The sequence below is a fragment of the Telluria sp. B2 genome, assembly GCF_051789535.1.
Classification (GTDB): Bacteria; Pseudomonadota; Gammaproteobacteria; order Burkholderiales; family Burkholderiaceae_D; genus Telluria.
Genome location: NZ_CP196525.1, coordinates 2,998,189 through 3,019,265, shown reverse-complemented (window position 1 = coordinate 3,019,265; position 21,077 = coordinate 2,998,189). Strand labels below are relative to the sequence as shown.

General features: G+C 66.4%; 22 protein-coding genes. 10 read left to right on the top strand and 12 right to left on the bottom strand.

What is annotated here, in order from left to right:
• Positions 1 to 19 precede the first annotated feature (19 nt).
• From ACSUZJ_RS13460 to ACSUZJ_RS13450, 3 genes are all read left to right on the top strand, one after another.
• Positions 20 to 916: a DMT family transporter gene (locus tag ACSUZJ_RS13460; protein ID WP_499408917.1), complete on the top strand. Its 897-nt coding sequence runs from the start codon at positions 20 to 22 to the stop codon at positions 914 to 916.
• A gap of 116 nt (positions 917 to 1,032) precedes the next feature.
• Complete coding sequence (locus ACSUZJ_RS13455) at positions 1,033 to 1,950, top strand: NAD-dependent protein deacetylase (RefSeq protein ID WP_499408915.1); 918 nt, start codon at positions 1,033 to 1,035, stop codon at positions 1,948 to 1,950.
• The gene (locus ACSUZJ_RS13450) at positions 1,947 to 2,987 is read left to right on the top strand and encodes an alpha/beta fold hydrolase (RefSeq protein ID WP_499408913.1); all 1,041 of its coding nucleotides are present in this window, start codon (positions 1,947 to 1,949) and stop codon (positions 2,985 to 2,987) included. The genes ACSUZJ_RS13455 and ACSUZJ_RS13450 overlap by 4 nt, the downstream gene beginning before the upstream one ends.
• A gap of 80 nt (positions 2,988 to 3,067) precedes the next feature.
• On the opposite strand, the gene nadC is transcribed toward ACSUZJ_RS13450, so the two are convergent.
• The 8 genes from nadC to queE form a co-directional block, all read right to left on the bottom strand.
• Entirely contained in the window at positions 3,068 to 3,958 is an 891-nt protein-coding gene (gene nadC, locus ACSUZJ_RS13445; protein ID WP_499408911.1) for a carboxylating nicotinate-nucleotide diphosphorylase, read from the bottom strand.
• Complete coding sequence (gene nadA, locus ACSUZJ_RS13440; protein WP_499408909.1) at positions 3,955 to 5,097, bottom strand: quinolinate synthase NadA; 1,143 nt, start codon at positions 5,095 to 5,097, stop codon at positions 3,955 to 3,957. Before nadA ends, nadC begins: the two co-directional genes overlap by 4 nt.
• 115 nt (positions 5,098 to 5,212) lie before the next feature.
• Complete coding sequence (locus tag ACSUZJ_RS13435) at positions 5,213 to 6,814, bottom strand: ABC-F family ATPase (RefSeq protein ID WP_499408907.1); 1,602 nt, start codon at positions 6,812 to 6,814, stop codon at positions 5,213 to 5,215.
• 162 nt (positions 6,815 to 6,976) lie between these two features.
• The gene (gene ldcA / locus ACSUZJ_RS13430) at positions 6,977 to 7,894 is read right to left on the bottom strand and encodes a muramoyltetrapeptide carboxypeptidase (RefSeq protein ID WP_499408905.1); all 918 of its coding nucleotides are present in this window, start codon (positions 7,892 to 7,894) and stop codon (positions 6,977 to 6,979) included.
• Entirely contained in the window at positions 7,891 to 8,817 is a 927-nt protein-coding gene (locus ACSUZJ_RS13425) for an alpha/beta fold hydrolase (RefSeq protein ID WP_499408903.1), read from the bottom strand. Before ACSUZJ_RS13425 ends, ldcA begins: the two co-directional genes overlap by 4 nt.
• Before the next feature lie 209 nt (positions 8,818 to 9,026).
• Positions 9,027 to 9,605, bottom strand: coding sequence for a tRNA adenosine(34) deaminase TadA (gene tadA / locus ACSUZJ_RS13420; RefSeq protein ID WP_499408901.1), 579 nt, complete (start codon positions 9,603 to 9,605; stop codon positions 9,027 to 9,029).
• Positions 9,598 to 10,044 carry a 6-carboxytetrahydropterin synthase QueD gene (gene queD, locus ACSUZJ_RS13415; RefSeq protein WP_499408899.1) on the bottom strand — a complete coding sequence of 149 codons (447 nt, stop codon included), beginning with the start codon at positions 10,042 to 10,044 and terminating at the stop codon, positions 9,598 to 9,600. The genes tadA and queD overlap by 8 nt, the downstream gene beginning before the upstream one ends.
• 15 nt (positions 10,045 to 10,059) lie before the next feature.
• Complete coding sequence (gene queE, locus ACSUZJ_RS13410) at positions 10,060 to 10,695, bottom strand: 7-carboxy-7-deazaguanine synthase (protein ID WP_499408897.1); 636 nt, start codon at positions 10,693 to 10,695, stop codon at positions 10,060 to 10,062.
• 188 nt (positions 10,696 to 10,883) lie between these two features.
• Here queE and ACSUZJ_RS13405 point away from each other — a divergent pair, with 188 nt between their 5' ends.
• The 3 genes from ACSUZJ_RS13405 to ACSUZJ_RS13395 all read left to right on the top strand — a co-directional run bounded on the left by ACSUZJ_RS13405 (position 10,884) and on the right by ACSUZJ_RS13395 (position 15,923).
• Positions 10,884 to 11,801 (top strand): sensor histidine kinase, encoded by a 918-nt coding sequence (locus tag ACSUZJ_RS13405; RefSeq protein ID WP_499408895.1) that lies wholly within the window; start codon positions 10,884 to 10,886, stop codon positions 11,799 to 11,801.
• A 203-nt stretch (positions 11,802 to 12,004) separates the two neighbouring features.
• Positions 12,005 to 12,940, top strand: coding sequence for a GGDEF domain-containing protein (locus ACSUZJ_RS13400; protein WP_499416536.1), 936 nt, complete (start codon positions 12,005 to 12,007; stop codon positions 12,938 to 12,940).
• Between the two features lie 130 nt (positions 12,941 to 13,070).
• Complete coding sequence (locus ACSUZJ_RS13395) at positions 13,071 to 15,923, top strand: M16 family metallopeptidase (protein WP_499408893.1); 2,853 nt, start codon at positions 13,071 to 13,073, stop codon at positions 15,921 to 15,923.
• 173 nt (positions 15,924 to 16,096) lie between these two features.
• On the opposite strand, the gene ACSUZJ_RS13390 is transcribed toward ACSUZJ_RS13395, so the two are convergent.
• The 4 genes from ACSUZJ_RS13390 to ACSUZJ_RS13375 all read right to left on the bottom strand — a co-directional run bounded on the left by ACSUZJ_RS13390 (position 16,097) and on the right by ACSUZJ_RS13375 (position 19,573).
• Positions 16,097 to 17,797 carry a YsnF/AvaK domain-containing protein gene (locus ACSUZJ_RS13390; RefSeq protein ID WP_499408891.1) on the bottom strand — a complete coding sequence of 567 codons (1,701 nt, stop codon included), beginning with the start codon at positions 17,795 to 17,797 and terminating at the stop codon, positions 16,097 to 16,099.
• A gap of 23 nt (positions 17,798 to 17,820) precedes the next feature.
• Positions 17,821 to 18,246, bottom strand: coding sequence for a YsnF/AvaK domain-containing protein (locus ACSUZJ_RS13385; protein ID WP_499408889.1), 426 nt, complete (start codon positions 18,244 to 18,246; stop codon positions 17,821 to 17,823).
• A gap of 253 nt (positions 18,247 to 18,499) precedes the next feature.
• A complete protein-coding gene (locus ACSUZJ_RS13380; RefSeq protein ID WP_499408888.1) occupies positions 18,500 to 18,769 on the bottom strand; it encodes a hypothetical protein in 270 nt (89 codons plus the stop codon).
• A 24-nt stretch (positions 18,770 to 18,793) separates the two neighbouring features.
• The gene (locus tag ACSUZJ_RS13375; RefSeq protein ID WP_499408887.1) at positions 18,794 to 19,573 is read right to left on the bottom strand and encodes a DNA/RNA non-specific endonuclease; all 780 of its coding nucleotides are present in this window, start codon (positions 19,571 to 19,573) and stop codon (positions 18,794 to 18,796) included.
• Between the two features lie 176 nt (positions 19,574 to 19,749).
• Here ACSUZJ_RS13375 and ACSUZJ_RS13370 point away from each other — a divergent pair, with 176 nt between their 5' ends.
• From ACSUZJ_RS13370 to ACSUZJ_RS13355, 4 genes are all read left to right on the top strand, one after another.
• On the top strand, positions 19,750 to 20,142 hold the full coding sequence (locus ACSUZJ_RS13370) for a hypothetical protein (protein WP_499408886.1): 393 nt from the start codon (positions 19,750 to 19,752) through the stop codon (positions 20,140 to 20,142).
• On the top strand, positions 20,143 to 20,400 hold the full coding sequence (locus tag ACSUZJ_RS13365; RefSeq protein WP_499408885.1) for a DUF5985 family protein: 258 nt from the start codon (positions 20,143 to 20,145) through the stop codon (positions 20,398 to 20,400).
• Between the two features lies 1 nt (position 20,401).
• Positions 20,402 to 20,692 (top strand): DUF5985 family protein, encoded by a 291-nt coding sequence (locus ACSUZJ_RS13360; protein WP_499408884.1) that lies wholly within the window; start codon positions 20,402 to 20,404, stop codon positions 20,690 to 20,692.
• Positions 20,693 to 20,782: 90 nt separating this feature from the next.
• Positions 20,783 to 21,043 (top strand): hypothetical protein, encoded by a 261-nt coding sequence (locus ACSUZJ_RS13355; protein WP_499408883.1) that lies wholly within the window; start codon positions 20,783 to 20,785, stop codon positions 21,041 to 21,043.
• Positions 21,044 to 21,077 lie beyond the last annotated feature (34 nt).

Below are 21,077 nucleotides of genomic sequence, written 5' to 3'. Positions count from 1 at the left end.
GCCGTTTTCCCTGCTGCCCATGAACCGACGACTCACCGCCTCGACCGCCCTGCTCCTGACCGTGCCGCCCGTGCTCTGGGCCGGCAACGCCATCGTCGGGCGCCTGGTGCGCGACGCCGTGCCGCCGATGACGCTGAACCTGCTGCGCTGGACCATCGCCCTGGTGATCCTGCTGCCGCTCGGGCGCGCCGCCCTGCGCCAGGGCAGCGGCGCGCTGGCGAACTGGCGCCGCTACAGCCTGCTCGGCCTGTTCGGTATCGGCCTGTACAACTCCCTGCAATACCTGGCGCTGCAGAGCTCGACCCCGATCAACGTCACCCTGGTCGCCTCGGGCATGCCGGTCTGGATGCTGCTGGTCGGCCGGCTGTTCTTCAAGGTGCAGGTCAGGCCGCGCCAGATCGCCGGCGCGGTCCTTTCCATCGTCGGCGTGCTGGTGGTGCTGTGCCGCGGCGACATCCACCAGCTCGCGGCGCTGCGCCTGGTCGCGGGCGACCTCTACATGATCCTGGCGACGATCGCATGGTCTTTCTACAGCTGGCTCCTGATGCAGCAGCCCGACGTGCCGGCGGTGCGCGCCGACTGGGCCGCCTTCCTGCTGGTCCAGGTCGGCTATGGCGTGCTGTGGTGCGGCGCGCTGTCCGGTGCCGAGGCGCTCGTCGGCGGCATCGAGGTCGCCTGGAGCTGGCAGGTGGTGGCAGCCCTGCTGTACGTGGCGATCGGCCCGGCCATCCTGGCCATGCGCTGCTGGGGCGCGGGCGTGCAGCGCGCCGGACCGACCCTGGGCTCCTTCTTCATCAACCTGACCCCGCTGTTCACGGCCCTGCTGTCATCAAGCTTCCTGGGCGAGGCGCCCCACCTTTACCATGCGCTGGCCTTCCTCCTGATCGTCGGCGGCATCGCGGTGTCGGCGCGCTAGTACCGGATCGCGGCGGCTTGTCCCACAGCCGAAGCGGGGTTTCGCCTACAGGAAACGTGTGTTAGCCGACCCGGCAAGAATGCTACGATCCCAGCGGACAGGAGGATGAAAGCAAGATGGCTGAAGGTTTCACGATACATGACAGGACAGCAGAAGCGGCTGGCAGGCTGGCCGATCAGCTGGCGGAATTCCTGGCGCGCCATCCGAAGACCCTGGTCCTGACGGGCGCCGGGCTGTCGACCGCCTCGGGCATACCCGACTACCGTGACCGCGATGGCGTGCGCCGCGGCCGCCAGCCGATCCAGGGCCCCGAATTTCGCCGCTCCGAGCTGGTGCGGCGGCGCTACTGGGCGCGCAGCATGATCGGCTGGCCGGTGCTGGCCAAGGCCTGCCCGAATGCCGGGCACGAGGCACTGGCCGCGCTCGAAGGCGCCGGGCGCATCGGCTCGCTGCTCACGCAGAACGTCGACGGCCTGCACCAGCAGGCCGGCAGCCACGTGGTACTGGAACTGCACGGGAACATCCATTCAGTGGTCTGCCTCGATTGCGGCGCCCGCATGCCGCGCGCTTTCGTGCAGCAGCAACTGGTCGAGGCGAACCCGCAACTGGCCGGCGCCATGGCCACGCCGCTGCCGGACGGCGACGCCCAGGTCGAGCCGGAGGCGCTGGAGGATTTCCACCTGCCCTGGTGCCCGCATTGCAACGGCACCTTGATGCCGGACGTGGTCTTTTTCGGCGACAACGTACCGCCGCCGCGCACGGGCTGCGCGCTGGCCCAAATGGAGGCAGCCGACGGCCTGCTGGTGGTCGGCTCCTCGCTCATGGTGTATTCGGGTTTCCGCTTCTGCCGCCTGGCGGCCGAGAGCGGCAAGCCGATCGCCGCCGTCAACCTCGGGCGCACCCGTGCCGACCACCTGATCTCCCTGAAGCTCGAGGAGTCGGCCGAGGCCCTGCTGCCGCGGGTGGCCCAACTGCTGCGCGCCGATAACGCGCCGCTGCCGATCAGCGAAATCAAGGAAAAGGGGGAACTGTGAGGACATCGACTCGCACCGAACGCAGCAACTGGCAAGGCAAGGCCCTGGTCGGTGGCCTGGCCCTGGCCGCATCCTGTTTCTACGTGCGCGCGAAAACGGCGCAGGCCGAACGCCAGAACCCGCCGCGCGGACGCTTCGTCGCGGTCGACGGGGTGCGCCTGCACTATGTCGAACGCGGCAGCGGCCCGGTGGTGGTGCTGTTGCACGGCAACGGCGTGGTCGCCAACGATTTCGAGACCAGCGGCGTGGTCGACAGCCTGGCCGACCGCTACCGGGTGATCGCCTTCGACCGCCCTGGCTACGGCTACAGCGAGCGGCCGCGCACCACCGTGTGGACGCCCGACGCCCAGGTGCGCCTGCTGCATCACGCGCTGCAGGAACTGAAGATCGATTCGGCCATCGTGGTCGGCCACTCCTGGGGCACGATGGTGGCCATGGCGATGGGCCTGCAGGTGCCCGACTTCGTGCGCGGCCTGGTGCTGCTGTCGGGCTACTACTATCCGACGTTGCGCCCCGACGTGCCGATCGTGGCGCAGCCGGCCATTCCCGTCCTTGGCGACATCATGCGCCACACGATCTCGCCGCTGGTCTCGCGCCTGCTCTGGCCGCTGCTCTCGAAGCACGTGTTTTCGCCAATGAAGGTGTCCGAGCGTTTCCGGGAGCTGCCGGTCTGGATGCTGCTGCGCCCCAAGCAGCTGCGTGCGAGTGGCGCCGAGGCCGCGCTGATGGCGCCGGCCGCGATCTCGCTCTCGAAGCGCTACGGCCAGCTGCGCGTACCGGTGCAGATCCTGACCGGGACCCAGGACAAGATGGTCAGGGGCTCGAAGCACTCCGAGCGCCTGCATGAGGCCTTGCAGGCCACAGGCCATGAAAGCGAGCTGACGCTGGAGCCGGGCGTGGGTCACATGGTGCACTACGCGCATCCGGAACTGGTCGCGCGCGCCGTCGACGCGATTGCGAACCAGGTGGGCGAGCCGGTGGTGCTGCGCAGCGCGCGCGCCGAGGCCCTGGCGCGGGCCGGGGAAAGCGGGGTCTGAGGCGCAGCTTCACCAGCCAATGAAAAAAGGGCGGCGTCCATCGGATCGCCCGCCCTTTCTTGTCCCTGGCCGAAGCCCGCTCAGCCGACGATACGCAGCGAGTAATCCGTTGCGCGCACGTCCTTGGTCAGGCTGCCGATCGAGATGCGGTCGACGCCGGTCTCGGCGATCGCGCGCACGGTCTGCAAATTGATGCCGCCCGAGGCTTCCAGCAGCGCCCTGCCGGCGTTCACCTTGACCGCCTCGCGCATCATGTCGAGGTCGAAGTTGTCGAGCAGGACGGACTGCACGCCGGCCGCCAGCGCTTCCTCGAGCTGGGCGATGGTCTCCACTTCGATCTGCACCGGAACGTTGGCACCCCGGCCGGCATTCAGCGCATTCGCGTTCTCCAGCGCGCGCGTGACGCCGCCGGCGGCCGCGATGTGGTTCTCCTTGATCAGGATGCCGTCGTACAAGGCCATGCGCTGGTTCTTGCCGCCGCCGACGCGCACCGCGTACTTCTGCGCCTGGCGCAGGCCCGGCAGGGTCTTGCGGGTGTCGAGGATGGCGGCGTTCGTCCCCGCGATCACGTCCACATACTTGCGGGTGGCGGAGGCCACGCCCGAGAGCAGCTGCATGAAGTTCAGGGCGGCGCGTTCGGCGGTGAACAGCGAGCGGGGCGAGCCCTCGATGGTGCAGACCACGCTGTCCGCCGTCATCAGGTCGCCTTCGGCGTACTGCCAGGCGATCTCGATGTCCTGGTCGATGGCCAGCATCACGCCCTCGAACCAGGGTGCGCCGCACAGCACGGCTTCCTCGCGCACGATGACGCGCGCCTTCGCCCGTGGCTCGGTGGGAACGAGCAGGCCGGTCAGGTCGCCGGTGCCGACGTCTTCCAGCAGCGCGGCCAGGATGTTCTGCTCGAAAGCGGCCTGCAGCTTTTCGTCGAACTGGTCGTGGGGATTGCGTAGATTAGTCGATGCGGTCGTCATGCGGGGCCTACTCCCGAAAACAGTTGGGTATTGTTCTCCAGCGCGCCTTGCGGCAGCGCCTTCGCTTTCTTGGCGGCGGCGAAATCGAGCATGCGGTCGATCGCGCGCACGGCCTGGCGGCCGGTTTCCGTGTCGACGAAGACTTCGTTCGTGCCGCTTTCCACGCCGTTTTCCAATGCGTCGGCCAGGTTCTTCAGGCCGTTCATGGCCATCCACGGGCAATGCGCGCAGCTCTTGCAGGTCGCGCTGTTGCCGGCGGTCGGCGCTTCGATGAAGGTCTTGCCCGGTGCGGCCATGCGCATCTTGTGCAGGATGCCGTTGTCGGTGGCGACGATGAAGGTGGTAGCATCCATCGTCTGGGCGGCATTGATCAGTTGGGTGGTCGAGCCGACCACGTCGGCCTGGGCCACTACATTGCTCGGCGACTCGGGGTGCACCAGCACTTTCGCATCCGGATGCTGGGCCTTCAGGAGGTCGAGCTCGATGCCCTTGAACTCGTCGTGCACCAGGCAGGACCCCTGCCACAGCAGCATGTCGGCGCCGGTCTGCTTCTGGATGTACGAGCCCAGGTGGCGGTCGGGCGCCCACAGGATCTTCTTGCCCTGCTCGTGCAGGTGCCTGACGATGTCCAGGCCGATCGAGGACGTCACCATCCAGTCGGCGCGCGCCTTCACGGCGGCGCTGGTGTTGGCGTAGACGACCACGGTGCGGTCCGGATGCTGGTCGCAGAAGGCCGCGAATTCCTCGGCCGGGCAACCCAGGTCGAGCGAACAGGTCGCTTCCAGGTCGGGCATCAGGATGGTCTTTTCCGGGCTGAGGATCTTGGCGGTCTCGCCCATGAAGCGCACACCGGCCACCACCAGGGTCCTGGCCGGATGGTCGCGGCCGAAGCGCGCCATTTCGAGCGAATCGGAGACGCAGCCGCCGGTTTCCTCGGCCAGGTCCTGCAGGTCGGGGTCGACGTAGTAGTGGGCGACCAGGACCGCTTCCTTTTCCTTCAGCAGGCGGCGGATGCGCTCCTTCAGTTCGCGTTTTTCCTCGAGCGACGGGGTGGCGGGGACCTTGGCCCAGGCGTGGGCGGTGCAGGCGGCGCCGTCCTGGGGGTGGTCGTATTCGAAGGTCTTGATGGGGATGTTCATGCGAATATTCATCTCACATGCTTGCGTCGGCCCGCACCGCGGCAGGCCGACGCCGGTTGGACGCGTGGACGGGAAAACAGCCCAGTGGACTGTTTTGCGCCGTCCACCCTGGTACTTAATCGATGCCCTGGCTCTTCAGGTACTCTTCGTAGCTGCCGCGGAAGTCGACCACTTCGTTTTCCTTCACTTCGAGGACGCGGTTGGCCAGCGAGGAGACGAATTCGCGGTCGTGCGAGACGAAGACCAGGGTGCCTTCGTACTTGTCCAGCGCGATGTTGAGCGACTCGATCGATTCCATGTCCATGTGGTTGGTCGGTTCGTCGAGCAGCAGGACGTTGTGACGGCCCAGCATCAGCTTGCCGTACATCATGCGGCCCTTTTCGCCGCCGGACAGCACGCGCACCGACTTCTTGACCTCGTCGCCGCCGAACAGCAGGCGGCCGAGGATGGAACGCACGGCCTGGTCGTCGTCGCCTTCTTTCGTCCACTGGCCCATCCAGTCGGTGAGATTGGCGTCGGTGGCGAATTCCTCGGTCGGATCCTGCGGCATGTAGCCGACGTTGGCGTTTTCCGCCCACTTGACGCGGCCCTGGTCGGCGTCCAGCCCGGTGATGTCGGCGCCGCCAATGCAGCGCAGCAGCGTCGTCTTACCCGCACCGTTGGCGCCGATGATCGCGATGCGCTCGCCCGCCTCGACCATGATCGAGAAGTTCTTGAACAGCGTGCGGTCGTAGGACTTGGTCAGGCCCTCGGCTTCCACCGCCAGGCGGTGCAGCTTCTTCTCGCCTTCGAAGCGCACGAACGGGTAGGCGCGCGAGGACGGCTTGAATTCCTCGATCTTGATCTTGTCGATCATCTTCAGGCGCGAAGTCGCCTGGCGGGCCTTGGACTTGTTGGCCGAGAAGCGGCGCACGAAGTCCTGCAGTTCGGCGACCTTTTCCTTGGCCTTGGCGTTGTTGGCCAGCTGCTGGTTGCGCGCCTGGGTCGAGGCCAGCATGTAGTCGTCGTAGCTGCCCGGATAGACCTTCAGGGTGCCGTAATCCATGTCGGCGATGTGGGTGCAGACCTGGTTCAGGAAGTGACGGTCGTGCGAGATGATGATCATCGTCGAGTTGCGCTGGTTGAGGATGTCTTCCAGCCAGCGGATCGTGTGGATGTCCAGGTTGTTGGTCGGTTCGTCCAGCAGCAGGATGTCCGGATCCGAGAACAGGGCCTGGGCCAGCAGCACGCGCAGCTTCCAGCCCGGCGCCACGGCGCTCATCGGGCCCTGGTGCAGCTCGGTGCCGATGCCCAGGCCCAGCAGCAGTTCGCCGGCGCGCGCTTCGGCCGAGTAGCCGTCGTATTCGGCGACCTTGCCTTCCAGTTCGGCGGCTTTCATGTAGTCGTCGTCGGTGGCTTCCGGGTTGGCGTAGATGGCGTCGCGCTCGGCGATCGCGTTCCACAGCTCGGTGTGGCCCATCATGACGACGTCGAGCACGCGCACGTCCTCGTACGCGAACTGGTCCTGGCGCAGCTTGCCGAGGCGCTCGCCCGGGTCGAGGCTGACGTTGCCGGCCGACGGCTCGAGGTCGCCGCCGAGGATCTTCATGAAGGTCGACTTGCCGCAGCCGTTCGCGCCGATCAGGCCATAACGGTTGCCTTCGCCGAATTTGACGGAAATGTTCTCGAACAACGGCTTGGCGCCGAATTGCATCGTGATATTGGCTGTACTGAGCACGGGTAGAAACCTTTAAAGCGAAGTTTGCGCAAAGATTGCGATTAACCGTCTATTTTACCATCCAGGAAGGCAGCTGGCGGATGCGGGGACTGAAAAGATGGACGCCTTGGCAACGGACGAGCCGCACGCGGACGCAAGGCAAGGCGGCCTACCTGCCCGGCTTCAGGCGCAGCGCAGCGTCGGGTAATCCGACAGCGCGAGCGTGAAGCCCGTCTCGCCCGACTGGAGCCGTGCCTGGGCGCCGAAGGGAATCGTCACGCGGCGCGGCACGTGGCCGAAGCTCAGGCCGGTCAGCACCGGGATCGACAGCGTTGCGCGCAAATGCGCCAGCATCGCATCGAAATCGTAGCCATTGTCCAGGGCGCCGAGCCGGTAGCCGGAAAAGTCGCCCAGCACGAGGGCCTGCTGGCGCTCCAGCACCCCGGCCTGCATCAGTTGCAGCAGCATGCGCTCGACCCGGTAGGGATGCTCGGCGATGTCTTCGACGAAGAGGATGCCGTCGTCGATGCGCGGGAACCATTCGGTCCCGAGCAGCGACGTCAGCATCGCCAGGTTGCCGCCCCAAATGGTGCCCGAAACATCCACCTGGGGATTGCCGCAGGCCTGCTCGACGATGCGGTGGGCCGGGCCGGCCAGGCAGTCCCAGAACTGTTGCAAGGTGAAGTCGCAAGGCTCCTCGGCGCCGAAGTCCCCCGCCAGCAGCGGCCCCGCATAGCTGAGCACGCCAGTCTTCGCATACAGGCCCATCTGCAGCGCGGTGATGTCGGAATAGCCGACAAAGAGTTTGCCGCTGGCGGCCAGGCGCTCGAAGTCGATGCGCGGCAGCAGCCGCGTGAGTCCATAGCCGCCGCGCACCGCCATCACGAGCTGGATGTCGGGATCGTCGGCCGCATCGTAGAGCTGGCCGAGGCGGGCCTCGTCGGTGCCGCCGAAGCGCTGGTGCACGGCGTCGGGTCTGTAATAGTTGTGGACGAGGCAGCCCTGGGCCTCGAGGCGGGCGATGCCGCGCGCGACCGCGGCCTGGTCAGGCGTGTAGCCGGCGGGCGCGACGATCGCGACGCCGAGTCGGGAGGTGATCACTGTTTGACGAAGAAGCGCGGTGTTGAGTCGGGAGCCATCTTACCGCGCGCATGGGCGTCGATCAAGGCAAGCATCCGCTCGTTGAGCTGGGCCGGCAGGTCGTGGCCCATGCCCTCGATGACCTCGAGGCGCGCGCCCGGCACCTGGGCGGCCGTGTCTTCGCCACAGGCCAGCGGCACCAGCGGGTCGCAAGCGCCGTGGATCACCAGGGTCGGCACGGTGATCGAGGCCAGCAGTTCGCTGCGGTCGCCCGCGGCCGCCACGGCCAGCATCTGGCGCGTGACCCCGGCCGGGCAATAGCAGCGCCGCAGCGAACGCGCGGCGCGCCGGCGCAGCTGCTTGTCGGGCGTCGGGTAGGCTGGACTGCCGACCGCCTTCTGCAAGGCGACCGCCTGGTCGATGATGGCTTCCACGTCCTTCGGGTCGTCCGGCCGGCTCAGGAGGGCCTGGCGTGCCTGCGGCGTCGGGCCCGGCAGGCCGCGCCGGCCGCTGCTCGACATGATGGAGGTGAGGCTGAGCACGCGCTGCGGATGGCGGGCAGCCAGGATCTGGGCGATCATGCCGCCCATCGAGACGCCGACCAGGTGGGCGCGCGCGATCCCGAGTGCGGACAGGACGCCGAGGGCGTCCTCGGCCATGTCCTCGAGTCCGTAAGGCGGCTTGAACGGCAGGCCAAGGCGCGACTTGATCCAGCTCCAGACCAGGCTGGGCTTGCCGGCGCGGTCGAACTTGGTGGACAAGCCGCAATCGCGGTTGTCGAAGCGGATCACGTAGAAGCCCAGCTCGACCAGGCCGTCGACGAAGGCGTCGGGCCAGTTCGTGAGCTGCATGCCCAGGCCGTGCAGCAGCAGCACCGGCGTGGACTTGGCGTCCCCGGCGGTGTCGAAGGCGATGCGGATGCCATTGGCGGTCAGCGTCGGCATGGCGGCTGGGCCGGCAGGCCTGCACGGCGCCGGCGCTTGCTAAAGGAAGACAACGCTGAGGACAACGCTGAACACGGAGCTGAAAACAACGCTAAAGACAGAGCGAAAGACAAGGCTGGTCTCCTTCCGCTGCCAGGCGGCAGCGCGAGAACCAGCATAGCATTTTCAGCACGGCGGCGGCGCTCGCACAGGCGTGCGTGCGCCTGTGTTTACGATGCCACGATGCGGCGTGCGGCCGCGCGGCGTTCGGCGAAAAAGCCTTTCAGCATGGCGCTGGCGTCCTCGGCGAGCACGCCGCCGATGACCTCGGCATGGTGATTCAGCTGCGCGTGGGCGAACAGGTCGAGCACCGAGCCGCACACCCCGGTCTTGGGGTCGCTGGCCGCATACACGACGCGCGCCAGGCGCGCATGCATCATCGCGCCCGAGCACATGGCGCAAGGTTCCAGGGTCACGTAGAGTTCGCAGCCCGGGAGGCGGTAGTTGCCGAGCTTTTCGGCGGCGGCGCGCAGGGCGTTGACCTCGGCGTGGGCGGTCGGGTCGTGGCGCCCGATGGGCTGGTTGTAGCCGACCGCCACCACTTCCCCATCCTTGACGACAACGGCGCCGACCGGCACCTCGCCTTCGAGGCGGGCGCGCTCGGCCTGGGCCAGCGCCAGGCGCATGAAGGCGGCGTCGCGCTGCGCGGCAGCCGAGTCCACATTGGCCGACTGTACGACAGCCGGCTGCGCGGCCTGGGCTTGCGCCGGATCCGCCTCGAACGCTGCCGGTGGCACGGTATCAGGCATCGGTGATCTCGGCCCAGCAGTTCGGGGTCTCGTGCAGCACCAGCTTGTGCAGGCGCAGGCCGGTGCCGTAGCGGTCGGTATAGGCCGCCTTCAGGATCTCGAAGGCGACCTGGGCCAGGTTCTCGACCGTCGGAATGCGGTCGATGACGACCGTCTTGTGGCCGGGCAGGCTGGCGAGGAACTCGCGCACCCTGTCGTCCTTTTCGTAGACCAGGAAGGCATGGTCCCAGACGTCGACCAGGTGCTCCTTGGCGAGCGCCTTGATGTCGGAGAAGTCCATGATCATGCCGTTGTCGGAATTGCCATCGAGCTGGATGACCGCGCCGACCAGCGTGATCTCCAGGGTATAGCGGTGCCCGTGCAGGTTGCGGCACTGGCTCTTGTGGTCGGGAATCCGGTGGCCGGCGTCGAATTCGAGCTTGCGGGTAATGGTCAGCATCAGCTTTTTACTCTGTTATGGTATCTGTAGCAATTTATGGGTCTGGAGGCTGAGCTTCCACTTCGGATTCCGGCGGCAGGTCTCGATGGCCAGGCGCGTGTTCTGGGCGGCCAGCGGGCCGTCCATCGGCTGGACAAAGAAGTTCTCGAAGTCCAGGTGCTCGTAGGCGGCCAGGTCCTGGTTCGCCTGCGGAATCACGACCTTGATCTCGTTGCCCTTCTCGACCACCAGCTTCGAGCCCATCTTCGGGCTGACGCAGATCCAGTCGACGCCGGGCGGCACCGGCAGGGTGCCGTTGGTCTCGATGGCGATCGTGAAGCCGCGCGCGTGCATGGCCTCGATCAGCGCCGCGTCCAGCTGCAGCAGGGGCTCGCCGCCGGTGAACACCACGTACTTCGATGGCGCATACGTGGCCGGCCACAGGCTGTCGATCTCGGCGGCCAGGCTGGCGTCGTCGCGGAACTTGCCGCCGCGCTCGCCGTCGGTGCCGACGAAGTCGGTGTCGCAGAACTGGCAGATCGAGCTTGCGCGGTCCGCCTCGCGGCCGCTCCACAGGTTACAGCCGGAAAAACGGCAGAACACGGCAGGACGCCCGGCGTGGGCTCCCTCGCCCTGCAGGGTATAGAAAATCTCTTTGATGCTGTAAGTCACAGTAAGCCTCTCGTCAACCTTCCATTATAACCGCGCGGAAGGCTCTTTGCCGACCTCCGGGCCCTGCCAGCGGCGGTGCTGTTGGAATTGCCATACAGCACGCATATTGACCATCTGCAAGGTATGCAATGGCGACAAGCAGTAACTTGAGTGCCGGAAAGTTCTGATAACCCGTCGGAAGGATCGTCATGAAGACAGCACTCACCCGCTCGGCGGGCTTCCTGCCCGCCCTGCTCATCCTGGGCGCCAGCGTGGCCGCGGCCGGCATGCCGGGCGGGCTGTTCCCGTCGTCCACCCTGGGCGCCCTGGTCTGGCTGCTGGCCGCCGCCGGCGGGGCCTGCCTGCTGCTGCGCCATGGCATCGATCTCGACGACAAGGCGCGCGACATGGCCGCCCGGCTCTGCCTGGAGCAGAAAGCCCGCGCCAGCCTCGAATCGACGCTGGCCGACACCCAGGCCATCCTGGCCCGGGTCTTGCGCCAGCAGGAAGGCGCGCGCGACGCCGAGCGCAGCCGCATCGCGCGCGATATCGACGAGGACCTGGGCCAGACCCTGTACGCACTGCGCGCCGAGCTGGCCCTGCTGCAGGTGGCCAGCTGCGGCATCCACCCCTCCACCCACCAGAAAGCGAGCGCGATGATCGTCACCCTCGACCTGGCCCTGCGCTCGCTGCGCGCGTTGGTCGGCGACCTGCGCCCGCTGGCCCCGGGCCAGGACCTGGCCCGGGCCATCGCCGAGCAACTGTCGGAATTCACCCGCATCAACGGCATCGAGCACTGTTTCCAGCTCGACCCGATGGACAGCGCCGCCGCGTCCGAGCCGGGGCTCGATGCCCTGCTCTACCGTGTGCTGCAGGAAACGCTGTCGGACCTGGCGCGCGCGGCCGGCGCCACCGAGGTGCGGGTCCGCCTGACCCGCGCCGCAGGCGGCATTACACTCAGCATCGAGGACGACGGCCCCGCCGACGCCAGCGGCGCGCGCCGCCAGGCAAGCCTGCGCGAGCGCCTGCGCGCCGTCGGCGGCGCCCTCCAGGTGGAAAGCGGAGGCGGTGGCGGCCGCCGGATTGCCATCGTTTTACCCGGTCCGCATGGCGTGCTGGCCGGCTGAGAAGTCAATCCTGTGACTATTGCCGCAAGTCAATGGAGCTGAAGACTTGAGGTAGCAGAATCGGTTCTTGTCAGCAATCAATAGATTGCTCAACAGATACCTGATAAGGCCGCCACATGACCAGCACAACCTTGCATCGCCTGATCGAAAGCACACCCAACCTTCTTTCGCCCGGCAAGGATCTGGCTTTCGCTCACCAGTTAATGGAGATGCTGGCGATCCCGGTGTTTGTGCTGGACAGCAATGCCCACGTCCTGATCTGGAACCGGGCCTGCGAGCGCCTCACCGGCGTGCCCGCCGAGGAGATCATCGGCACCGACAATCACTGGCGCAGCTTCTACGAACAGCCGCGCCCGACCCTGGCCGACCTGGTGCTGCAGAACCGCACCGACGAAATCCGCCATATCTACCCGCGCCACAGCAAGACCTCGCACATGCAGTCCCATCTGTCGATCGAGACCTGGTGCGACATGCCGCGCGCCGGCAAGCGCCGCTACCTGGCCGCGGACGCCAGCCCGATCCTGGACGAGAAGGGGCAGTTGAAGGCGGTGGTCGAGTCGCTGCGCGACCTCACCGAGGAAAAAATGGCCCGGATCGCGCTCGAAAAGCTGGCAACCCGCGACGGCCTGACCGGCCTGGCAAACCGCCGCTGCTTCGACGACACCCTCAACGCCGAGTGGCAGCGCGCCTTGCGCCAGCGCCAGCCGCTGTCGCTGCTGATGGTCGACGTCGACAACTTCAAGGCCTACAACGACGCCAACGGCCACCTCGGCGGCGACGAATGCCTGAAACGCATCGCCACCGCGGTGGCCAGCGAGATGCGCGCCAACGACCTCGTCGCGCGCTACGGCGGCGAGGAGTTTGCCGTGATCCTGCCGAACCAGTCGCTCAAGGGCGCCTCCATCGTCGCCGAGCGCATCCGGCGCCGGGTCGAGCAGCTGCGCGTGCCCCTGTACGGCGCGGCGGGCCATGCGCCGCTGCAGCACGTGACGGTGTCGATCGGCGCCGCCACCGCGATCGCCGGCCCGGACAACGACGCCAGCCAGCTCGTGGCGATCGCCGACGCCGCCCTCTACCGCGCCAAGCACCTGGGGCGCAACCGGATCAGCCTGCCGATGCCGGACCACGGGCCGGTCTGAGGCGCGGGCCGCATGGTCCGCCCGGGCGCGGCGCCGTTTGCCTGCGGCCCGGCATGCATACCTGATAACGCTGTTAATTCCTTAGGGAATATCTTATGCTTCGCGCTGGATTTTTTCCCAAGGAGCCAGTGTGTCCAAATTTATCCCGATGGCGCTGCTCGCGCTGTCCGCACCCAGCATCGCGCTTCCGGCGCTGGCCGCGCCGGCCAGGCCCGCCGCAGCCAGCGCCGGCGACGTCCTGCCTTTCAAGGCCGCCGAAAAGACCCTGTCCAACGGCCTGAAGATCATCGTCGTGCCGACCGGCTTCCCGAACCTGGTGTCGGTGACGATTCCCGTGCAGACCGGTTCGCGCAACGAGGTCGAGCCGGGCAAGTCGGGCTTCGCCCACTTCTTCGAACACATGATGTTCCGCGGTACGCCCAGCTATCCGCCCGAGAAGTACCAGAAGGTCATCACGCAGGCCGGCGCGCGCCAGAACGCCTACACCAGCGACGACCTGACCAATTACTACACCACCTTCGCCAAGGAAGACCTGGAAACCGTGCTGAAGGTCGAGGCCGACCGCTTCCAGCACCTGTCCTATTCCGTAGAGGCGTTCAAGACCGAGTCGCGCGCCGTGCTGGGCGAGTACAACAAGAACAGCGCGAACCCGATGCAGAAGCTGTTCGAGGTCCAGCGCGACGCCGCCTTCACGACCCACACCTACAAGCACACCACGATGGGCTTCCTCAAGGACATCGAGGACATGCCCAACCAGTACGAGTACTCGAAGGTCTTCTTCGACCGCTGGTACCGCCCCGAGAAGACCACCATCATCGTCGCCGGCGACGTCGAGCCGCAAAAGGCCATCGCCCTGGTCGAGAAGTACTGGTCGAAGTGGCAGAAAGGCAGCTACAACGCGCCGGTGCCGGCCGAACCCGCACCGCGCGGCGCCCAGTACCGCCATGTGCCATGGCCGGCCCCGACCCTGCCGCTGGTGACCGTCGCCTTCCGCGCGCCGGCCTTCTCCGACACCGCGAAGGACCAGGCCGCGCTCTCGATGCTGCTCTCGCTCTCCTTCGGCCCGACCTCGCCGCTGTACAAGCGCCTGGTGCAGGACGAGCAGAAGGTCGACCAGCTGTTCGACTACACCCCGAACCGCGTCGATCCGACCCTGGCCACCATCGGCGCGCGCGTGAAAAAGCCGGCCGACGCGCTCTACGTACGCGACGCCATCCTGCAGACGATCGCGAGCCTGCGCGACACCCCGGTCAGCGACAAGGAACTGGCGGACGCGAAATCGGCCAACAAGTACGGTCTGGTGCGCTCGCTCGACAACACCGAGCAGATCGCCGCCACGCTGGCCTCCTACGTCCACTTCAACCGTTCCTACGGCACCCTGAACCGCTACTACCGCCTGGTCGACAGCCTGACCCCGGCCGACCTGCAGCATGCCGCGCGCAAGTACCTGGTCGACGACGGCATGGTCGTGACCACCCTGGCGCACGACGCCCTGCCGCAGGGAATCGAGGCACTGCCGAAGCTGGCCACCCTGGCGCCGAAGGCCACGGACGCGAAGTTCGACGTGCTGGTACAGAAGTCGGCGCTGCCGCAGGTGCGCTTCAAGCTGCTGTTTGCGGCCGGTTCCGCGCACGATCCGAAAGGCAAGGAAGGCCTCGCGGCCCTGACCGCCTCGATGGTCGCCGAAGCCGGTTCGCGCGAGCGCAAGATCGACGAGATCACCAAGTCCCTGTTCCCGCTCGCGGGCAGCTTCTCGGACCAGGTCGACAAGGAAATGACGACCTTCACCGGCTCCATCCACAAGGACAAGTGGAGCGAATTCCTGGATATCGCGCTGCCGATGCTGCTCGAGCCGGGTTTCCGCGAGGAGGACTTCCGCCGCGTGAAGGACGCCCAGAAGAACGCCCTGGTACTCGACCTGAAGGACAATAACGAGGAAGAGTTCGGCAAGGAGCGCCTGCAGGCCAATGTCTACGCCGGAAGCGGCTACGGCCATCCGGTGCTGGGCACCGTGAAGGGCATCGACTCCATCACCCTGGACGACGTCAAGGCCTTCTACCGCCAGGCCTACACGCAGGGCGCCGTACGCGTCGGCATCTCGGGCGACGTCAGCGACGCCATGATCGCGGCGCTGAAGACCGGGCTGGCGCGCCTGCCGCAAGGCGGCGGTTTGCCGGCCACCGGCGTGCCGCTGGGCCGCAAGCCGCAAGGCCTGGAAGTCGAGATCATCGAGAAGAACACCCGCGCCACCGCGATTTCCTTCGGCCTGCCGCTGGAAGTAACGCGCCGTCACCCGGACTTCCCGGCGCTGTGGCTGGCCAAGACCTGGCTGGGCGAACACCGCGCCTCGAGCGGCCAGCTCTACCAGCGCGTGCGCGAACTGCGCGGCCTGAACTACGGCGATTACGCCTACATCGAAGCCTTCCCCGGCGGCATGTACGGCTTCTTCCCGCGCCCCAACCTGGGCCGCAAGGCGCAACTGTTCGAAGTCTGGATCCGTCCGGTGGCGCCGCAAAACGCCCACTTCGCGCTGCGCCTGGCGCTGTCGGAACTGGGCAAGCTGGTCGACAACGGCATGAGCCAGGAAGACTTCGAGGTCACCCGCGGCTACCTGATGAAGAACGTGTTCGTGATGACCGCGACCCAGGACCAGCGCCTCGGCTACGCCCTCGATTCGCAGTGGTACGGCACGCCGGAATTCACCCAGATGATGCGTGAAGGCCTGGCGAAGCTGACCGTCGCCGACGTCAACGCGGCGATCCGCAAGCACCTGTCGGCAACGAACCTGTCCGTGGTGTTCATCACCAAGGACGCGGCCGGCCTCAAGCAGGCCCTGGTGTCGGATGCGTTCTCGCCGATCAAGTACGACGCGGCCAAGCCGCAGGCGGTGCTGGACGAAGACCAGGCGATCGGCAACATGAAGCTCGGGATCAAGGCCGAGAACGTGAAGATCACGCCGGCAGCCCAGGCTTTCGCCGAGTGATACGAGTTTAGCCGCGCTAAGGATCATCCAATTTCCGTAAGCGCGGCTAACCGAGCGAAACTGAGCGAGGTGGCAAGCGTGGAAACGCATGCCGCCAACAAAACGGGCGCCCGAGGGCGCCCGTTTTGTTGGCACTGAGCCGCCAGCCGGGGCTGGCGGGCCTCAAGCGGAGATCACGAGGTCATGCGGTCCCAGCCGTGACGAACGGCCGCCTTCATGTTTTCCCAGGTCGAACCGGTGCTTCCGGCGTGCTGCTTCTCCCAGTTGCTGCGCAGGTCGGGCTCCACTTCGTCCCATGGACGGTTGCGGTACAGGTCGCTGTTACGCATCTGCGAACCGTAGCTGTAGGCCGGCTTGTACTGGTCGTAGTCGCCGCCCATGCTGCTGTAGGTGGCGTTGTAGTGGTTGCGGTAGTAGGAATCGTCGTCGTCCATGGTCATGCGGTCCCAGCCATGGCGCACCGCCGACTTCATCTTTTCCCAGGTCGAACCGGTCGAGCTGCCGGCGCGGGTCGACCAGTCGCTCGACAGGTCGCTTTCGACGTCGTCCCACTTGCGGCCGCTGTATTTCTGGTTGCGCGCCATTTCAGAACCGTAGCTGTAGGCCGGCGCATAGTCCTCGTACGAGGCGCCGGTGGTGCCGTAGTTGCTGGTGAAGTGGTTGCGGTAGTAGTCGTCGTCGCTCATCATGCTCGAGCGGGCGGCACCGGCGCCGAGCTGTTCGACCTCGACCTCGGTGTGGCGCACCGTGTCGTGGATCTGCTGCTCGCGCTGGGACACTTCCTTGTTGACCATCACTTCCTCGACCACGCGCGCCGATTTCTCGATCACGGCTTCCTCGGCCGTTTCGCGCATCTCGATCGACTGCTCCTTGAAGGCGGTGGCGTCGGTCGTGCTGATCGGCTCGTCCACCGCCCGGCGCTGCACGTTCACGTGCTCTTCGCGCAGGCCGATCGACTCGTTCACCGGGGTTTCGACCACGCGCGAGAACACGCGCACGCCGCCGCGCTGGACTTCACGCTTGCCGACCTTGAGCTGTTCCTGCACCACGGGAATCGCTGCGGTGCTGGTGTCGCGCTGCTGGGAGCCGGTCAGGCTCGATGCCTGGGTCGCGGCGGCCGAACCTTCGAGCGCCGAACCCTGCAGGGAGGTGCCCGAGGCCGACGAAGCCTGCGAAGACAAACCTTGCGACGACGAGGCCGAAGCCGAGCCGCCCTGGCCGAGCGAGGTGCTGCTGCCCATGCTGGTCTGCAGGTTGCCGCTGCCGGAGCCATAGGTGCCACGGCTCAGTTCGTCGTTCGAGGACATCGGTTCCTGGTAGGTCGTGCCCATCGGGTTCGGGTCGTTCAGCGACTGCTGGTTCAGCGGCAGGCGGTCGGTGTCGGATTGCATCGACATCGAAGGCGAGCCCTGCAGGCCGCCTGCGCCGACGCCCATGACGCCCGCGCCGACCGAGTTCATGCTGCCGCCCATGCCGGCGCCGCTGGCCCATTTTTCAGACTGCTCGTCGATGTCGACCGGGCCGTAGCGCTCGACGATGTCGGCGGCGCGCTCGACTTCGGGCTCGCTGTCGGTGTTCACGGTCAGCACATGGTTGCCGCGTTCGATCGCCGTGCTGTACTTGGCGTGGTGCTCGTTGTTGTCGGTGCCGAAGATATCGCTGAAGAAGTTCTTGATGCTGGCCCCGATGCCCGGCTCGGTGCCGGCGTCGGTGGTGTCGGCCATGGTGGTGGTGCCAGAGGCCGCGATCGACGGATCCTCGTTGCCATGCGACAGGCGCACATCCTCGCGGGAGAAGCCCGACGAGAGCAATTCGTTCATCGCATTGGTAGCATCGTTATGGTTGTCGAAGACGGCAATCAGAGTATGTTGCATGATCATTCCTCCAGATATATTGGTCATTTCGTTGGCGGGGACCCGGATTCGTCGAAGCGTTCGACGTTGACCTGCTCGGCCTTGAGGACGACGGACTCCTGGTGATGTTCCTCGCGGCGGACCCGGGTGATATGGAGCTCTTCCTTGATGCGTACCCGCCGCTCGACCACCAGCACTTCCTCGAGAATCGGCACGATCAACGTGTCGCCATCGTGGCGGGTGGTAGGCGCCTCCTCGGGAGCGACGAGGCGGTCGACCGGGACGTGCCTGACCTCCACCTCCTCGCGCCCGAGGCGCTCGTCGATGGTGACCGGCTGTTCGACCACGGTCTTGTGGATGCGGACGCCGCGCCCGGTGTCCACCGTTCGGGTGCCGACCGCGAGCTGTTCCGCGACAACGGGAATCCGCAAGGGATCCTGTGCTGTCGGGTCTGACGGGTTTCCTGCCATCGGGTTGGGCTCCGTAAGGTCGCTGACGCGAGACCAGATCAGCTTACTCCAAACACCCGGGGGCTAGCGCACCATTGACCCCTATAAACGGATGAGGTTTTGAAGCACTGGATTTCGCACCGCGCCAGTCTGGATCGGCGCCGTTCGGAACGGAGGGGCCAGCGCGGGACGGACGCGGCGCATCCCGGGGAGGAGACGATGGCCGCGGCGGAGAGAGGCCGGGCGAGCGCATCGGCGTCGCCCGGAAGGGGGATCAGTTGAAGGGGTTGTCGACCTGTTCGACGTTCGGCGGCGGCAGGCGCTCGGGCAACTGCGCGCCTTCCATCCTGCCGACGATCTCGCCGAGCAGCGCGTGCAGGCGGCGCGCCAGGGCAAGGCCGGCCTGGTCCAGGGTCAGGTCGACGTCGCCCGACAGCGTGATGCGGTCGAGGCGGTTCTCGAGCATCAGGTCGCCGACGTGCACCACATCGGCTTCGTTCGCGAACGGCACGAAGGTTTTCTCGGATTTCTTCTTTGCGGTCATGGCATTCCTTTCTCGGGACGGCGCTCAGGACGAGCGCCCCTTCTTCTGGCGGATCTTCGGCAGCTTGAGCATGCGCTCCTTCTGCTTCTGGCTCAGCGAGGGCAGGAATTCGATGCCGACGATGCGCTCGAGTTCTGCCACCGGGATCACGTGGATATCGGCGTTCGCCCGGTTTTCCGTGAACCAGGCGGCGGCCAGCTTCTGGCGCGGACTGTACACCACTTTGTACAGGTGGCTGGGCACGATCACGTTGCCGACCTTGCGCAGGTTGGCGCCGAGGAAGGCCGGGCCCGTGATCACGTACAGCTGCCCTTCCTTCTTCGCCATCTTGCGCACCGCGCCTTCGATCGGCGCCCAGATATGGCGGTTGTGGTCGCTGTCCTGGGGCACCATGTTGGCCAGCGTGAAGCTCTCGCGCTGGGTGCGGCGGTCGGGCATGTCGCCGTTCGGCGCCAGGTGACCACGGTCGAAGCCGCTGCGCGCATAGTCGGACAGCTCCGCGCGCTGGGAACGCGGCAGGCGCGATTCGGCGTGGAAGTCGTTGTCGCGCTTCATGCCCTGGGCCGACTCGACGTTCTCGGCGCGCAGGTTTTCGGCCGACCACAAGGGCGTACGGGTGACGCCGGAATGCATGACCCCGAACACGCCGTAGCACAGCTCGCGGGTGGCGGTGGCCAGCTTGGGATTGCGGATCTCGGGAGCGCGCCCGTCGGCGTAGTGGTCGGGACAGCCGGTGGCGGCGGCCAGGCCGGGGCTGAGCAGCGCGCCGGCCAGGAGGGCGGCGCTGAAGAATCTGAGAAACATGTGTGCAGCGGAAAGAGTGTGGCGGGGCCGCATTGTAGCCGACACATAATCCCACACACTAGCCCAGGATGCGAGCATGCTGGACCGGCGCACGATAGCCTGTGCATTGTCCAGCGGAATCCTCTAGAATACGCGCTCTTTTGATAACATTCCGTAACGGAAACAAACGACCGTCAATGGAAAAGGCCCCGATCCCGGAGGACCTGCGGCGCTTTGTGCTGACCAGCATTCCGTCCGTACCCTTCCTCGAAGCGCTGCTGCTGCTGCGCGCCAATCCGGCCCGGCAATGGCACAGCGAGATGCTGGCGCAGCGCCTCTACGTACGCGAGCGCACCGCCCACGCACTGCTGGAGGACCTGTGCCGTGCGGGCATGGTCGGTCCCTGCGCCGACACGCCGCAAGCCTGTTACCAGTACCAGCCCAGCTCCGAGCACCTGCGCGAACGCATCGACGCGCTGGCCGACCTGTATGCCAGGCAGCTGGTCGAAGTCACCCTGCTCATCCACTCTACCCTCGACCGCAAGGCGCAACAATTCGCCGACGCCTTCAAACTGCGAAAGGATTCGTAAGTGGCGGAAACGATCTACCTCCTGTGCATCCTGACCTCGCTGGCCTGCGCCTGGCTGCTGTTCGCGAGCTACCGGCGCACCCGCCACCGGCTGCTGTTCTGGAGCGGGTCCTGCTTCGCGGTGATGACACTGAACAACCTGTTCCTCTTGCTCGACAAGATCGTCTTCCCCAACATCGACTTCCTGCCCGCCCGCCTAGTGAGCGCGCTGGTCGCGGTCGCCCTGCTGCTGTACGGCCTGATCTACGAGAAGGAATGACATGAACGGGAATGACATGACCGAACTGCTCACCGGGGCCATCACCATGGGCTCGCTCGTCATCGCGCTGTTCTTCCTGCGCTTCTGGCGCAATTCGGGCGACCGCTTTTTCATCTATTTCGCGCTGTCCTTCTTCATCGAAGGCCTGCACCGCCTGTACTCGGCCGTCCACGACAACGGCGGCGAGGATTCGCCCCTGCACTACCTGATCCGCCTGCTGGCCTATGGCCTGATCATCTGGGCGATCCTGGAAAAGAACCTGCCGCGCGAAATAGGACGCAGGCAAGGGTAGGCAAATCAGGCCGCGCACGGAGCGTGCGCCGGGCCCGGCTTGTCTCGGTGATAATGAAGTCATGATCCCAATGTGCATACGGAGGAAACCATGACCACGCCAGGACAGGGCGACCAGCAGGGCCAGCCCGAGGACAAGCAGTCCAAGACCGACAACCTGAACCGCTCGGAGAACCTGCTGCCGGGCGAGGAAGGCGCCGAGGACGGCCGCTTCGAGGTGGCCGAGGAAGTCAACCTCGACATGCAGTCGGACGACGCCCGCCGCGTCGGCCAGATGCCCGGCAGCATCACGGAGTCGCTGCCCGACACGGTCAGCACCGAACCGGAGAGCGAGGACAAGGGCACGCCCTGAAGCCGCCCTCCTCCCCAGCGCCTGCGCCGCGACC